This window comes from Stenotrophomonas sp. WZN-1 (assembly GCF_002192255.1).
Lineage (GTDB): Bacteria > Pseudomonadota > Gammaproteobacteria > Xanthomonadales > Xanthomonadaceae > Stenotrophomonas.
In genome coordinates this window covers 1,296,495-1,310,193 of the sequence record NZ_CP021768.1, presented here as the reverse complement: position 1 = coordinate 1,310,193, position 13,699 = coordinate 1,296,495, and the positions used below count along the sequence as shown (strand labels likewise).

General features: G+C 67.6%; 15 protein-coding genes and 1 pseudogene. 1 reads left to right on the top strand and 15 read right to left on the bottom strand.

The window, feature by feature from the left end:
* Positions 1–11 precede the first annotated feature (11 nt).
* The 12 genes and pseudogenes from CCR98_RS06150 to ffh form a co-directional block, all read right to left on the bottom strand.
* The gene (locus CCR98_RS06150; RefSeq protein ID WP_087924150.1) at positions 12–419 is read right to left on the bottom strand and encodes a DUF1801 domain-containing protein; all 408 of its coding nucleotides are present in this window, start codon (positions 417–419) and stop codon (positions 12–14) included.
* A 39-nt stretch (positions 420–458) separates the two neighbouring features.
* Positions 459–893: a DUF1801 domain-containing protein gene (locus CCR98_RS06145; protein ID WP_087921907.1), complete on the bottom strand. Its 435-nt coding sequence runs from the start codon at positions 891–893 to the stop codon at positions 459–461.
* A 79-nt stretch (positions 894–972) separates the two neighbouring features.
* Positions 973–1,353, bottom strand: coding sequence for a DUF6404 family protein (locus CCR98_RS06140; protein ID WP_087921906.1), 381 nt, complete (start codon positions 1,351–1,353; stop codon positions 973–975).
* Positions 1,354–1,435: 82 nt separating this feature from the next.
* On the bottom strand, positions 1,436–1,837 hold the full coding sequence (rplS, locus tag CCR98_RS06135; RefSeq protein ID WP_005408597.1) for a 50S ribosomal protein L19: 402 nt from the start codon (positions 1,835–1,837) through the stop codon (positions 1,436–1,438).
* A 153-nt stretch (positions 1,838–1,990) separates the two neighbouring features.
* A complete protein-coding gene (gene trmD, locus CCR98_RS06130) occupies positions 1,991–2,749 on the bottom strand; it encodes a tRNA (guanosine(37)-N1)-methyltransferase TrmD (protein WP_087921905.1) in 759 nt (252 codons plus the stop codon).
* A gap of 8 nt (positions 2,750–2,757) precedes the next feature.
* On the bottom strand, positions 2,758–3,270 hold the full coding sequence (rimM, locus tag CCR98_RS06125) for a ribosome maturation factor RimM (RefSeq protein WP_010483256.1): 513 nt from the start codon (positions 3,268–3,270) through the stop codon (positions 2,758–2,760).
* A 44-nt stretch (positions 3,271–3,314) separates the two neighbouring features.
* Complete coding sequence (rpsP, locus tag CCR98_RS06120) at positions 3,315–3,575, bottom strand: 30S ribosomal protein S16 (protein ID WP_005415733.1); 261 nt, start codon at positions 3,573–3,575, stop codon at positions 3,315–3,317.
* A gap of 187 nt (positions 3,576–3,762) precedes the next feature.
* Entirely contained in the window at positions 3,763–3,987 is a 225-nt protein-coding gene (locus CCR98_RS21270; protein ID WP_232463091.1) for a suppressor of fused domain protein, read from the bottom strand.
* An 89-nt stretch (positions 3,988–4,076) separates the two neighbouring features.
* Positions 4,077–4,289, bottom strand: a pseudogene (locus CCR98_RS21415) (suppressor of fused domain protein); the annotation flags it as partial.
* 181 nt (positions 4,290–4,470) lie between these two features.
* The gene (locus tag CCR98_RS06110; RefSeq protein ID WP_087921904.1) at positions 4,471–5,253 is read right to left on the bottom strand and encodes an aminotransferase class IV family protein; all 783 of its coding nucleotides are present in this window, start codon (positions 5,251–5,253) and stop codon (positions 4,471–4,473) included.
* Positions 5,250–6,326 (bottom strand): nitronate monooxygenase, encoded by a 1,077-nt coding sequence (locus CCR98_RS06105; RefSeq protein ID WP_087921903.1) that lies wholly within the window; start codon positions 6,324–6,326, stop codon positions 5,250–5,252. The genes CCR98_RS06110 and CCR98_RS06105 overlap by 4 nt, the downstream gene beginning before the upstream one ends.
* 91 nt (positions 6,327–6,417) lie before the next feature.
* Complete coding sequence (gene ffh, locus CCR98_RS06100) at positions 6,418–7,794, bottom strand: signal recognition particle protein (protein WP_005408591.1); 1,377 nt, start codon at positions 7,792–7,794, stop codon at positions 6,418–6,420.
* 122 nt (positions 7,795–7,916) lie between these two features.
* On the opposite strand from ffh, the gene ccsA reads away from it, so the two are divergent.
* Complete coding sequence (ccsA, locus tag CCR98_RS06095; protein WP_087921902.1) at positions 7,917–8,711, top strand: cytochrome c biogenesis protein CcsA; 795 nt, start codon at positions 7,917–7,919, stop codon at positions 8,709–8,711.
* A gap of 91 nt (positions 8,712–8,802) precedes the next feature.
* On the opposite strand, the gene CCR98_RS06090 is transcribed toward ccsA, so the two are convergent.
* The 3 genes from CCR98_RS06090 to CCR98_RS06080 form a co-directional block, all read right to left on the bottom strand.
* Complete coding sequence (locus tag CCR98_RS06090) at positions 8,803–9,267, bottom strand: hypothetical protein (RefSeq protein WP_087921901.1); 465 nt, start codon at positions 9,265–9,267, stop codon at positions 8,803–8,805.
* Positions 9,268–9,371: 104 nt separating this feature from the next.
* Positions 9,372–11,678: a tetratricopeptide repeat protein gene (locus CCR98_RS06085; protein ID WP_087921900.1), complete on the bottom strand. Its 2,307-nt coding sequence runs from the start codon at positions 11,676–11,678 to the stop codon at positions 9,372–9,374.
* 48 nt (positions 11,679–11,726) lie between these two features.
* Positions 11,727–13,586, bottom strand: coding sequence for an ATP-binding protein (locus CCR98_RS06080; protein WP_087921899.1), 1,860 nt, complete (start codon positions 13,584–13,586; stop codon positions 11,727–11,729).
* Positions 13,587–13,699 lie beyond the last annotated feature (113 nt).

The window sequence follows — 13,699 nt, the reverse complement described above, 5'->3', positions numbered from 1 at the left end:
ACAGAAGACGGTCAGCGCTTCTTTTTCGCCGCGTTGAACGTCGCGGCCTCGCGCAGCAGCGCCTTCAACGCCGCCGCATTGGGCATCACGCCTTCATGAATGTCGATCGCGCGCCGCGTATTGCCCTCCAGGCTGGCGTTGAACAGGCCCTTCGGGTCCGCCAACGCTGCACCGTGGGCAAAGGTCAACTTCACCGCCTGCTTGTAGGTTTCGCCAGTGCACAGGATGCCGTCTTGCTCCCACACAGGCGTGCCGCGCCACTTCCAGGTTTCCTGCACGTCGGGCAATGCTTCATGGATCAACGCACGCACGCGTGCCAGCGTTTCGCCACGCCAGTCACCCAGCTCGGCAATGCGCGCATCAATCAGTTGAGCCGCCGGTGTCCCGGCATCGGCAGGGTTCGGTGCATGCGTGGCCATCATGGGGCTCTCGTCGGGAAAGAAGTCGGAAGGTCGGGCTTACATCTGCTCGCCGGGCAAGGCGGCAGCCTGGCGCACCCAGTCGAGGAACTGTGCTTCATCCAGCGCGCCATCCTGCGGAATGTGCAGGTAGCGCGTATCGGCACTTCTGGACGGCTCGGGCGGCACCGGCTTCAGCGCAGCGCCGCGGAAGAACGCCACCTTGATGTAGCGGGTGAAGCAATGGAAGCTGAGAAACCAGCCTGCGCCCGGCGCCACCGCATACATCGGCGAATTCCACTTCACGGCCTTGTGCACGCCAGGCACCGCCTGCGCGATCAGCGCATCCAGCTGTACTCCGATCGGCCGCTTCCAGTCCGGCATCGCCGCGATATAGGCCTGCACCGGGGCATCGCCCTCGCCCTTGGCGATCTGCGGGTTGCCGCCGGACAGCAGCGTGGGCGCGGTGGAAGGTGCGGTTCGCTTGGCAGGCATCGCACGGTACGTCCAACGGGATGAAGCCGCAGCCTAGCGCGGTGCGTGCCTGCCGGTCACGGCGCAGTGCGCCATCGGCTCAGTCCGCCTGCCGCGCGCGGAACTGCCGCCAGTCCGGCAGCTTGCGGTGCTGGCGCAGCGAGCGCATCAGCGCCGCCATCACCACGCCGAACAGCGCACCGGCCAACAGCCCGGCCGCCAGCAACAGCGCCAGCGGGCGCTCGCTGCCCTGCCACAGCATCAGCCACATCAGCGCAGTCCAGAACAGCCCGAACAGCAGGCCCTGCACCAGCGCATTGGTGCCGAAGCCGGCCAGGATCGGCGGTGGCAGCGCGATGCCCATGCGCCACAGCACACGATGCAGCAGCGGCGCCGACTGCACGCGCGCCAGCCCCTTGCCGTCCAGGAAGCGCAGCGCCGACTGGATGACGGCGGGATAGTGCCGGTTGATGTCATTCATCGCCTGATCGTGGCCGATGCGATGCCGGAAACGCAAACGGCCACCCGAAGGTGGCCGTCGCGGCAACAACCGAAGTTGTTTATCAGGCCTTCTCGGCCAGACGGGCAGCCTTGGCGGCAGCAGCGGCAGCCAGGTCTTCCTTGATGCGGGCAGCCTTGCCTTCCAGGCCACGCAGGTAGTACAGCTTGCCGGCGCGGACCTTACCACGACGCTTCACTTCGACCGAGTCGATGATGGCGCTGTGGGTCTGGAACACGCGCTCGACGCCGTAGCCGTGCGAGATCTTGCGGACGGTGAACGAGGAGTTCAGGCCGGCGTTCTTGGTGGCGATGACAACGCCTTCGTAGGCCTGCACGCGCTCGCGGCTGCCTTCCTTCACCTTCACGTTGACGACAACGGTGTCGCCCTGGCTGAACTTCGGCAGTTCACGGGTGATCTGGGCGGATTCGAATTCCGCGACGATGGACTTGTTCAGCTTGCTCATGGGTTACACCGATTCTTGTTCGGGTGGGCGTGTCGTATCGACAACGTAGGCTCATGCAGTCACCGGACTGTGCTGCACGTTTGTTTTGGGTACTGCGCGCGCCGACCGGGCCGGCGGGAATTGGCCATGATAGCCGATAACGCCAGCCCTGCGCTAGGGGCTGGCCTTGTGTTTCCGGGCCTGACGGCCCTGTTCCAGCAACTTGCGGTCGGCCTTGCCCAGCGCCTGTTCATCCAGCAGGTCCGGGCGCCGCTGGGCGGTACGGACCAGCGACTGCTGGCGGCGCCAAGCCGCGATGGCCGCGTGGTTGCCCGAGCGCAGCACGTCCGGCACGTCACCCAGCGGGTGCTGGGCCGGCTGGCTGTAGTGCGGGCAGTCGAGCAGGCCGAGTTCGCCCTCGAAGCTGTCCTGCGCCGCCGATTCAGCGTCGTTCAGGGCACCGTCCTGCAGGCGGGCCACGGCGTCGATGATCACCGCCGCGCCCAGTTCGCCACCGGACAGCACGTAGTCGCCGAGGGAAATCTCCTCGTCGACATTGGCCTCCAGGAAACGCTCGTCGATGCCCTCGTAGCGGCCACAGAGCAGGACCATGCGCGGCAGTGCCGCCAGTTCCCGCACCTTGGCCTGGGTCAACGGCGCCCCCTGCGGGCTGAGATGGATCACCCGCGCCGGGGTCGGATCGGCATCACGGATCGCCTGCAGGCAGGCCTGCAACGGCTCGATCAACATCACCATGCCAGGGCCACCACCGAACGGACGGTCGTCCACCCGGCGGTAGTTGCCTTCGGCGTAATCACGGGGGTTCCAGCCATGCAGGCTGAACAACCCCTTCTCCTGCGCGCGCCCGACCACGCCCAGTCCAGCGGACTGGGCGAGGAACTCGGGGAACAGGGTGATGACGTCGAAACGCATGCTCACACTCAGAACTCGGGATCCCAGTCGACCACGACCAGGTTGGCCTCGAAGTCGACCGACTTGACGAAGTCCGGCTGCACGAACGGAATCATCCGCTCGCGGTCACCCCGGACCACCACCACGTCGTTGGCGCCGGTGCTGAACAGGTGCGAGACCTGGCCCAGGGCAACGCCCTCGGTGGTCTTCACGTCCAGGCCTTCCAGGTCCACCCAGTAATACTCATCGGGCTTCGGCGGCGGCAGTGCACTGCGGGCCACGTAGATCTCGGTGCCGTGCATCGCTTCAACGGTATCGCGGTCCTCGACGCCGGGGAAACGGGCGACCAGGTGCTTGCCGCTGTCGCGGCCGCGTACACCTTCAATCGTGGTTTCCACGCCGGACGGGCTGCGCACGATCCACGGCTGGTAACGGAAAATGGCGGAACGTGGCTCGGTCCAGGACTCGAGCTTGATCTCGCCGCGCACACCAAAAGCGCCGACAACCCTGCCCAGCAGGATGCGGCGCTCGATATCTTTCATCTGCTTCAACCAAGAGGGCCACGCCGAAGCGTGGCCCGTCAGGATCAGGCCGCAGCGGCCTGGGACTTGGTCGCTTCCTTGATCAGGTTGCGGACCTTGTCGGTCGGCTGGGCGCCGTTCTTGACCCAATGGTCAACGCGGGCCAGGTCCAGCTCGATGCGCTTCTCGGCGCCCTGGGCGACCGGGTTGTAGAAGCCAACGCGCTCGATGTTGCGGCCGTCGCGCGCGCTGCGCACGTCGGTGACGATGATGTGGTAGAACGGACGCTTCTTGGCGCCGCCGCGGGTCAGTCGAATCTTGACCATGGTGTTTTTCCTATTGCCCAGTCGCCAGGATGGCGAGGTAAGCGGGCGATTATAGCGGCAGAGCCCGGCCGAGCCAACCCCAGGGGTGGCCTGCCTTCACGGTAGCGCCGGGCCATGCCCGGCGGTCTTCGTTCAGCAACGTGATGAATCTCCAGCTGACCCCGCCGACGTCCCGAAGGCAATAACGTCAGAGTGCTCCGGTGACAGGCTTCCGATGCATGTCCAGCACGTCCATCTCCTGCTGCTGCAGCCGGTCATCAAATGCATCGCTGCCAATCCGCTCGACAAGTCGTCGTTCGGATTCGTGGATGGCGATGCACTGCAGCCAGTCGATTGCCACCGGCGGGAACTGCAGTCCCGGGAACCTGGCGTCATTCCAGAAGAAAGGCGGCACCAGATAGATGTGCGGCATCCGGGTCGATGGGAAGTAGTCCTGCAGATGTCCGGAATCACGCTACCAGGCCGCACCGCCGTACGATCACGCATGATCGCGAAAGCCGTCGAGGCGACAACGTTGTCCCAATGCAGCGCGTCCTGTTCTGCACACGCACAAAGCTCGACGCGCGTTTCCAGTTCCTGCCCCTCCGCATGACGTAACACAAAATCCGACAGGCCGATGGACGAGATGGACTTCAGCCCTGTTTCCGGAGAGCTGAACGTCGTGAGGATATCGACCGAACACTGGCGATGATCTTCGTGAAAGGCCTGGACCATGGGCCGCCCCTCACCACCCATGATCTTGATTGCGTGCATCGCTACCGCGCGATGCTGCTCGGTGACCGTGCCCATATCTGATTGGAACCCCTGAGTGTTGTTCGCTGCGGAAGCATCCGCCGGGCATGGCCCGGCGCTACCGGCTGCGACGCTTCAAGGTAGCGTCCGCCGCGCGCCTCGTTCAGAAAAGCGGCTGCCACGGCACACTCGCAAGCACCGCCCTTCCCTGTTCAGCCAAGGCCTGCGAGCCGGGCAGGACATGCCCGTCAATGGCCTCCAGCGCCCACAGGCCGCTGGCGTTGCAGGCAAAAGCGGCGTTCATACCGATCAGGTCCGCCAGCCGCAACGGCTGCGTGGCCTGCGCCCCCGGCCAATGCTGCTTCAGCAGCGCTTCGGCGGTACCGCGCAGGGCCGGTGCCTGCGGCCAGAGCAGCCGCTCACCATCGTGAATGGCCAGGTTCCAGGTGCTGCCTTCGCTCACGTCGCCATCGGCGGTCGCGAACAGCACATCGTCGAATCCTTCCGCCATCGCCGCGCGACGCTCGGCGAACAGGCCGAAGGTGCCGACATGCTTGATCTGCGGCAGCTCGCGCTGCCACACCACGCTGCGCACCCGCTTCGGTGCGTCCAGCGCCACCGGCGCGGACACCGCCACCAGCACGTCCACGGGCACCGCAGCCAGCGGATTGCGGAAGTCGAAGCGACGCGAGTACACCGTCACCCGCAGCGAGGCATCGGACAGCGCCGCCTGCTGCAGCGCCTGCGCCATCCAGCCCTGCACCTGCGCGGCATCCAGCTCGCTGCCGAACAGTTCGCGCGTGGACTGCGACAGCCGCGCCAGATGCAGGTCCAGTCCCTGCACCGCACCACCCCGCACCTGCAGCGAGGTGAAGTGGCCGTAGTTCACCAGCGCCGGCAGCAGATCCTCCACCTGCGCCGGCTGGCCATTGCAGGTGACCCTCATCGCAGCAGTGCCTGCGCCTGTTCCCACATGCCGCGCAGCACGTCGGCGGCCGGCTGTGCCGGCGCCATCCATGCTGACTGCCCGGCCCAGGCCTGCATCGCCGCCAGGCGATTTTCCTGCACGGCCTGCCTGCGCATCGGCGCGGTCAGGCCACGCTGCACCGGGTACGGGCGCGGCGCGGGGGCGCCTTCGGCAGCAGCAGCGCGCACATACGGGGTCGCCAGGCCGCGGCCGAGGCGGCCACTGAACGCACGCGTCGGCCAGGCATCTTCCGGTTCGCTGGCGGCCAGCCCATCGGCCCACGCCGACGCAATCGCAGCTTCCGGCGTGCGCAGGAAGGCGGTGCCGATCTGCACGGCGCTGGCGCCCAGGGTGAGTGCGGCAGCGATGCCACGGCCGTCGGCAATACCGCCCGCGGCAATGACCGGGATCTGCAGGTGATCGGCCAGGCGCGGCAGCAGCGCGAACAAGCCGACCAGCTGGCGCTCGGCCAGCGCCGGATCGAACGCGCCGCGGTGGCCACCGGCCTCGGCGCCCTGTGCCACCACCGCATCGGCACCGGCGTCCTGTGCCGCACGCGCTTCGGACAAGGTCGTCGCACAGGCGATCCAGGAAATGCCGGCGTCCTTCAACTGCTGCACGTGGCGCGGCAGCAGCACGCCCATGATGGTCGAGGCCACCGCCGGGCGTGCCGCCAGCAGCGCGGCGAACTGTTCTTCGAAATCGGCGGGCGTGGCATCGGCGGCGCTGGCTGGGACGTCCAGGCCCCACTGCGCGAGGAAAGCGCGGCTGGCGGCCTCGGCGGCCACATCACGGGTCGGTGCGGGATCGGGCACCCACAGGTTCACCTGCGCCGGGCCAGTGGAGGTCGAACGGAAGTCCTCCATCCAGCGACCGATATCGGCCGACGACGACAGCACGGCGCCCATCGCCCCCATGCTGCCGGCATTGGCCAGCGCGGCGGACAACGGTACGGGGCAGGCGCCGGCCATCGGTGCCAGCAGGATCGGAAGCTGCAATGAAAAACGCCGACAGAAGGTGTCGGCGCGCTCAAGAATCGGCGATGCGTTCACGCGACATACCTGTTGCAGAAGTCGCCGCCCAGCATACGCCAGTCATTGTGACCGAGGCCGGATCGCAATGCGCGCCGGCCCCGCCGCTGCATCAACGGAACGGCATGCCGCGGCCGCCCATGGCGCCCATCATGCCCTTCATGCTGCGCAACATGCCCTTCATGCCGCCGCCGGCCATCTTGCTCATCATCTTTTCCATCTGCATGTACTGCTTCATCAGCTTGTTGACGTCGGCCGGGGTCACGCCCGAGCCCTTGGCGATGCGCGCGCGGCGCGAGCCGTTGAGCAGGTTCGGGTTGCGCCGTTCCTTCTTGGTCATCGAGCTGATGATGGCGATCATGCGCGGCACTTCCTTGCCCTGGCTGACCTGCTGCTTCAGATGGTCCGGGATGTTGCCCAGGCCCGGCAGCTTGTCCATCAGGCCGCCGATGCCGCCCATGTTCTGCATCTGCTCGAGCTGGTCACGCATGTCGTTCAGGTCGAACTTCTTGCCCTTGGCGACCTTCTCGGCCAGCTTGGCCGCCTTGTCCTTGTCGACCTGCTGCTCGACCTGCTCGACCAGCGACAGCACGTCGCCCATGTCCAGGATGCGGCTGGCGATGCGGTCCGGATGGAACACGTCCAGGCCTTCCGGCTTTTCGCTGACACCGACGAACTTGATCGGCTTGCCGGTGATGTAGCGCACGCTCAGCGCGGCACCGCCGCGGGCGTCACCGTCGGTCTTGGTCAGCACCACGCCGGTCAGCGGCAGCGCATCACCGAAGGCCTTGGCGGTGTTGGCCGCGTCCTGGCCGGTCATGGCGTCGACCACGAACAGGGTTTCGGCCGGGTTCACCGCAGCGTGCAGGGCCTTGATCTCGGCCATCATCGCTTCGTCGATGGCCAGGCGGCCGGCGGTATCGACCAGCAGCACGTCGACGAACGACTTGCGCGCATCGTCGATGGCGGCGCGGACGATGGCTTCCGGCTTCTGGTCGGCGCTGGACGGGAAGAACAGCACGCCGACCTGCTCGGCCAGGGTCTTCAGCTGCTCGATCGCGGCCGGACGGTAGACGTCGGCCGAGACCACCATCACCTTCTTCTTGCGCTTTTCCTTCAGGTGCTTTGCCAGCTTGCCCACCGTGGTGGTCTTGCCGGCGCCCTGCAGGCCCGCCATCAGGATGATGGCCGGGGCGGGCACGTTGAGGTTCAGGTCGCTGGCTTCGGCGCCCATCACCGCGGTCAGCTCATCGCGGACGACCTTGATCAGGGCCTGGCCCGGGGTCAGCGACTTCAGCACTTCCTGGCCGACCGCACGCACCTTGATGCGCTCGATCAGGGCCTGCACCACCGGCAGCGCAACGTCGGCTTCGAGCAGCGCGATGCGCACTTCGCGGGTCGCCTCGCGGATGTTCTCCTCGGTCAGGCGGCCGCGGCCACGCAGGCGCTCGATGGTGCCGGAAAGGCGCTGGGTCAGGGACTCGAACATGCGGCGCAACCTGTCTGAAAGCGGGGGACAATAAGGCAGACAGTATAACGGGTCCGGCTGTCTGCCCGGACTGCGACCACGGGGCCGTCGCCAGCATCCCGGGGGTATGCGAAACTGCAACGATGACAATCGTTCTCATCGCCGTCCTGCTCTACCTGGCCGCCAGTTCCCTGCTGGTGCGCGCGCTCGGCCGCGATGAAAGCACCGGCTCCCCCACCTGGTTGTGGCCCGCCCTGCCGGCGATGCTGCTGCATGGTGGCTACCACGTGATGGTGGCGATGCGCACCAACGGCGGGCCGGACATGCACTTCTTCGCCGCGTTGTCGCTGGTCGGCCTGGGCATGGCCTGGCTGACCTCGCTGGTCGGCGCGCGCGGGCGGATGTCGGCGCTGGGCGTGGTGGTGTTCCCGCTGGCCGCGGTCCTGCTGCTGGCCTACCACGGCTACGGCCACGAACCGAGCAAGGTACTGGGCTGGCGCCTGGCCAGCCACGCGTGGCTGGCGCTGCTGGCCTACGCCACGCTGAGCATCGCCGCGCTGCTGGCAATCATGCTCTGGCTGCAGGAACGCGCCCTGCGCCGCCGCGAGTTCCGCCCGTGGCTGCGCGCGCTGCCGCCGCTGGCCGACCTGGAATCACTGCTGTTCCGGGTGATCACCGTCGGCTTCGCGCTGCTGACCCTGACCCTGGTCACCGGGGTGCTGTTCGTCGACGACCTGCTGGCGCAGAAGCTGGTGCACAAGACCGTGCTCAGCGTGCTGTCGTGGATCGTTTTCGGCGTGCTGCTGATCGGCCGCCGGCGCTACGGCTGGCGCGGCATGAAGGCGGTGCACTGGACGCTGGCGGCGATGCTGTTGCTGCTGCTGGCGTTCTTCGGCAGCCAGTTCGTGATCGAACTGGTGTTCGGGCATACGCGATAGCAGCGTGCCGACCAACGGTCGGCACCCAATCTGGTAGTGCCGGCCGCTGGCCGGCAACAGGACCGCACCCTGCCTGGATGCCGCAGGCGGTTCAGGGCACCGGCTGGGCCAGAATCTTCCGCAGCGAGCGACCGCTGTTGGTGAGGATGTCATCGACCTGCCAGCAACCCTGCCCCTGGCGCACCATCGGCAGGCGGGTCACGTAGGCCTTCTTCCATACCGAATAACGCATCTCGACCTGGCCGGCGGTGGCCGACGCCTCTTTCCAGCTGTAGCGCACCGGGGATTCGATGTCGCCGTCCTGCGCATCCAGCCACGGATCGGAATCGATCGTGCAGATGCCTTCTTCACGCTGTTGGCAGGCGCGCTCGCCGCGCAGTGCCTTGCCGAAGGCAGGGCTGACCAGCGCCGGTGGTGGCTCCAGCAGATCGCCATCGCCCGTCGTTGCCTGGTAGAAGGCGCGGGCCACAGCCACGGGTTCCTGGCAGGCCTGTGCGGCCTGCGCGTTGGTGGCCAGCAGCAGCCCGGCGATCACGAACATCCCTGTCTTTCGCATGTATTCCATAACTTGTGTGGGGGGGGGCCGGGCATGGCCCGGCGCTACCAGAATCGGATGGGGTAGCGCCGGGCCATGCCCGGCGAGCGCGCAGCGCGGCGAGCCTACAACCCGTAACGCTCGATCACATCCAGATGCGGCTGGCGGTCCTGGTCACAGGCTTCGGCCAATCGCAGCCAGCAATGCGGATGCGGCCACTTCGCGGTCTCCTGCTGCAGGAAGCGGTGCAGCGCCAGCGGCGCATGGTCCTGCGGCTGGGCGACGGTGAACAGCAGGCCGGGCAGCGTACCCTCTTCCACATCGGGATCGGTGACCGTGTAGTCCGGGCGGCTGTGCGACCACACTTTCCAACCCTGTGCTTCGGCCACCTCGACGAAGGCATTCCAGGCCTCTTCGCCCGGGTGCGCGCCATCGATCATCCAGCTGCGGGCGAAGCCGCCGCGCTCCAGGACATGCACCTGGGCATAGGTCGGGATGAAATGCTCGCGCGCCTCTTCTTCCTCCGGGGCCGGATGCACCAGCGCCGCATCGAACACCACCCAGTCACCCACCTGCTGGGCGCGGTTGGACGGCGCGTTCTCAACGATGCGTGCGGTGACCGGGCCGCTGCGACGGGCGTAGTACTCCATCGGTTCGCCGTTCTCTTCGCTGCGGATGATCACCCAGCCCCACGGCTCCTCGACCACACCGCCCTGGCTGGACAGCTCCATGCCGATCGCTGCGGCCGAGCGACGCACCGCGTCCCAGTCACGCGCCGCGCTGGCTGCACTCATGTGGTCCCAATGCGCGGCGCTCGGCTCTTCCAGCAGCTCCGCCAGCTGCGCATAGCAGGCCTGCGCCTCGCTGAAGCGGCCGGTTTCCATGTACATGCGCGCCAGCGTGCCGCGCGCACCGTGCGAACCGGGCGATGCTGCCAGCAGCGCCTGCGCGGCCTGCTCCAGCGCCGGCCAGTCGGACACCCGGCGTGCGCGCTGCACGTCGCACCAGTGCGCGAACACCGGCACGCTGCCGCGATAGAGGTCGGCCAACTGGCGCAGGCCATCGTCGTCGCCCTGCTCGGCCAGCCAGCGCATCAACGTATAGGCGGCCGGACCGTCATCCTGCGTGTGTGCGCGCACGAAGCGCCACAGCAATGCACGCGCTTCGGTCTGTGCACCACAGGCGCTCAGCGCAGAGGCGGCCATCTCGGCCAAGGCCTCGTCATCGGGCAGCTGCGCCTGTGCCTGCAGCAGCCACTGCGCCTCACGCTCCGGGTCGCGCGCCTGGTTCTGCTCCCCCTGCGCCTCCAGCCATGCCAGCAGTTCGGCGGCCGGCACCGGCAGCGGTGCGACATCCGGCAAGGCGTCGATGCGTGCGGCCAGGCCGGCCACCAGGGCAGCTGCGCCACGGTCCTGCCGCAGCTGCGCCAGATGGGTGCGCGCCAGCTCCAGCTGGCGCAGCGCCACCCAGCGCGCTCCCCGCTGCAGTGCCAACTCCAGGCTCAGCGCCGCGACTTCGATCAGCAGGCGATGCGAACCGACCCGGGCGAAGTGCTCGATGATCGTGTTGAAACGCGTGCCCAGGTCCCACGTATTGCGTGCAGGGTCGCGCTGGCACAGCGCTGCGGCGGTGTTCGCCCACAGCCGCCAGTAGTTCGGGGTCAGCTCGCGCCACGGCACCAGCTGCTGCAACGCCTCTTCGTCGCGGCCCAGCTGGGCCAGCGCCCACGCCTTGGACAGGCGGCGTGGCACCGTGCAGTTGGCCGGCTCGTACTCACCGGAAGCCGCCACTTCAGCCTCGCGCTTTTCGATCAGCACCAGCGCCTCTTCGGCCCGGCCGACGGCAAGCAGGATCTTGATCTGCATCTCCGGGAAGCTGTCGAACACCTCCTTGCCGCAGGCCTCGATCGCATCGGACTGCACCTGCAGGTAATCGAGCGCCTCCTGGCCGCGGCCGTCGTCGAGCAGCGCATCGGCTTTCTCGCAGCTCAGGCACTGGAAGCAGGCCCAGCTGGGATCGATGCGGCCGAGGGTCTCGTCGCACACCTCGATGCGCTCGGGCACCCAGCCCGGGCCATCGATGTTGCCGTAGCAGGCGGCCAGATCCTGGGTCACGCAGATCGACTGCGGGCATTCCAGGGTGTCTTCGCGGTGTGCGCGCTCGAACAGCGCAACGGCTTCGCCAAGAGCGCTCTCGCCTTCAACACGGTTGCCGACGCGGTTGCGCAGCGCCCAATGGCCGACATAAACGTCGACCCAGGGGTTGTCCAGTGCCTTGCCCAGCGCACGCGCTTCGGGCAGCAGTGCATCGACGCGGTCGATCTGCAGCTCACTGACCTCGTCGGCGAGGCGGTTCAGCAGGTGCGCGTTCTGCGCCTGGCCGGCCTGGCGCAGGTCTCCCTGCAGTTTTTCGACCCAGTTCCAGATGTCCATGGGGTAAGTGCTCCTGTCTAGCGAAGGCTGGATGAGAGGGTGCGGTGCTCAGCGCAGCATCTGCTGCAGGGCACCGGCGATATCGGTAAAGGCGCCGTTGAGATCCGGGCCTGGCGTGGCGGTCGCTGCCCGGGCCAGGGGACGGCCCTGCGCAGCGACGATGATCTTCAGCGAGCGCAGCAGGCGTGCCGCCGCTTCGGCCTGCGGGTGGCCCTCGCGCTGTGCGCGCAACAGCGCCTGCACCGCCGGGTTGTCGAGGTTGAGATACAGCCGCGAGGGTGCGCGCGATTCGATGCGTGCGGTGAACTGCCGCGCCAGGCGCAGCGCCGCCATCGAAACGCGCTTGTCGTTCTCGTCGTCCTCCAGGCGCTGCTTCAGTTCGGCCTCGCGGTCGGGCACCACCACTACCGGCAATGCCTCCGGGCTGAAGCGCGCCGGCAGCAGCTGCTCGCCATCACCCAGCTGCTCGCGCAGCCATGCCAGCTGCACCTCGTCGAGGCTGTCGTCGCTGCGGAACAGCGCGCGGTTGCCCTGCTCGGTGCCGAGTTCGACCAGGCGCAGGCCCTTGGCCTGGGCCCAGCGCCGCAGGAACGGCACCACCGCATAGCGATGGCCATGCGCGACCGGCACGCCCATCGCGCGGAACAGCATTTCCTCGAAACCGCCGCCGTTGTCGAGGATCACGTGCACGGCACCGCGCGCGGGCAGCGCACTGGCCGGCAGGTCACCCTGCGAAGTCGGCACGCGCACGTGTTCCAGCAGCAGGTCGAACAGGCGGTCATCGCACAGCGCCGCGCCCAGCAGCGCCTCGTTATGGCGGCTCAATACGCGTCGCCACGCCTCTGGCTGCTGCCGCGCGACGTCGGCCAGGCCGTCGATCAGCGCCTCCAGCAGTGCATGCTGCACGGCGCGGTACTGGTCATCGCGCTGCAGGTCTTCGCGACTGGCGGTAGGCGTGAGCCGGGAGGATTCGATCACCCCGCCGATGAAGCCGGCCCACGGCGGCAGCAGGTCGCGCGCGTCGTCGTCCAGCAGCATGCCGCGCACGAACACCGACAGGTTGCGGTTGTCGCTGGTGCCATAGGTGGCGCCGTCCTGCACCCACAGCAGGCCGGTGGCATCGCTGTTGCCATCGGCACGCAGCGGCACGGTGACGATCGGCTCGAAATCATGCTCGAAACGCGCGGCGAACTGCAGCGCCTGGCGGCGCGCCTGCACCGGATGCACGGCCACATCCCCCGGGCCGCGCCACGGCGGCGGCTCGGGGTTGAGCGCCTCGCCCGCAGCGCCGATGAAGATCGGCTCGGACAGCAGCGCACAGTAGCGGCCCAGCACCTCCTGCAGGCGAGCTTCGTTGGCCAGCGGCAGGAAGTCCGGATGCAGCTCCAGTTCCACCTCGGTGCCGACCGCGCGTGCCGGCACTTCGCTGACGGTGTACTGCTCGGCGTTGCTGGACACGTACAGATGGCCCAGATCCGGCGTCTGGTACGAGGTGGTGCGCACGCTGACCCGGCGTGCCAGCACGAAGGCCGACAGGAAACCGAGGCCGAACATGCCGATCAGGCCTTCATCGTCCTCGCCGCCCTGGCGCAGGCCACGGGTATAGCCGACGCCGACGGTGGCCAGGTAATCGTGGATCTCCTGGCGGGTCAGGCCGGCACCGGTATCGGTGATGCGCAGCACGCCGGCAGCGGCATCGACCTGCACCGAAATGCGCGAAGGCACCTCGACGCCGGGCTGTTCGATGCGGCGGCGGATGATCGAGTCGTGCGCGTTCTGCACCAGCTCACGCAGCGCCACCATCGGGGTGGAGTACAGGTGCTTGCCCAGCACCGTCATCAGTCCATTGAGATCGACCCCGGCACGACGGATCTCGGCGTTGGGGGCGGTGAGCGCGGTGTCCTGCATGTAATCGTTTACTCCTGGGCACGGAAAGACGCCAGCGGGCGTCTTCGTCGAGCGGGAAAAACTAGCACAGGGAGGCTGACCGTTGCCGTGTCGGCCGCCGTATTCCACGTGCG

Excerpts from the sequence above, each read along its gene's own strand:
- rimM (WP_010483256.1), bottom strand. The coding sequence starts at position 3,270 with ATGAAAGATATCGAGCGCCGCATCCTGCTGGGCAGGGTTGTCGGCGCT.
- CCR98_RS06140 (WP_087921906.1), bottom strand. The coding sequence starts at position 1,353 with ATGAATGACATCAACCGGCACTATCCCGCCGTCATCCAGTCGGCGCTG.
- rpsP (WP_005415733.1), bottom strand. The coding sequence starts at position 3,575 with ATGGTCAAGATTCGACTGACCCGCGGCGGCGCCAAGAAGCGTCCGTTC.
- ccsA (WP_087921902.1), top strand. The coding sequence starts at position 7,917 with ATGACAATCGTTCTCATCGCCGTCCTGCTCTACCTGGCCGCCAGTTCC.
- trmD (WP_087921905.1), bottom strand. The coding sequence starts at position 2,749 with ATGCGTTTCGACGTCATCACCCTGTTCCCCGAGTTCCTCGCCCAGTCC.
- rplS (WP_005408597.1), bottom strand. The coding sequence starts at position 1,837 with ATGAGCAAGCTGAACAAGTCCATCGTCGCGGAATTCGAATCCGCCCAG.
- CCR98_RS06145 (WP_087921907.1), bottom strand. The coding sequence starts at position 893 with ATGCCTGCCAAGCGAACCGCACCTTCCACCGCGCCCACGCTGCTGTCC.
- CCR98_RS06090 (WP_087921901.1), bottom strand. The coding sequence starts at position 9,267 with ATGCGAAAGACAGGGATGTTCGTGATCGCCGGGCTGCTGCTGGCCACC.
- CCR98_RS21270 (WP_232463091.1), bottom strand. The coding sequence starts at position 3,987 with ATGCCGCACATCTATCTGGTGCCGCCTTTCTTCTGGAATGACGCCAGG.
- CCR98_RS06080 (WP_087921899.1), bottom strand. The coding sequence starts at position 13,586 with ATGCAGGACACCGCGCTCACCGCCCCCAACGCCGAGATCCGTCGTGCC.
- CCR98_RS06085 (WP_087921900.1), bottom strand. The coding sequence starts at position 11,678 with ATGGACATCTGGAACTGGGTCGAAAAACTGCAGGGAGACCTGCGCCAG.
- CCR98_RS06110 (WP_087921904.1), bottom strand. The coding sequence starts at position 5,253 with ATGAGGGTCACCTGCAATGGCCAGCCGGCGCAGGTGGAGGATCTGCTG.
- CCR98_RS06150 (WP_087924150.1), bottom strand. The coding sequence starts at position 419 with ATGGCCACGCATGCACCGAACCCTGCCGATGCCGGGACACCGGCGGCT.
- ffh (WP_005408591.1), bottom strand. The coding sequence starts at position 7,794 with ATGTTCGAGTCCCTGACCCAGCGCCTTTCCGGCACCATCGAGCGCCTG.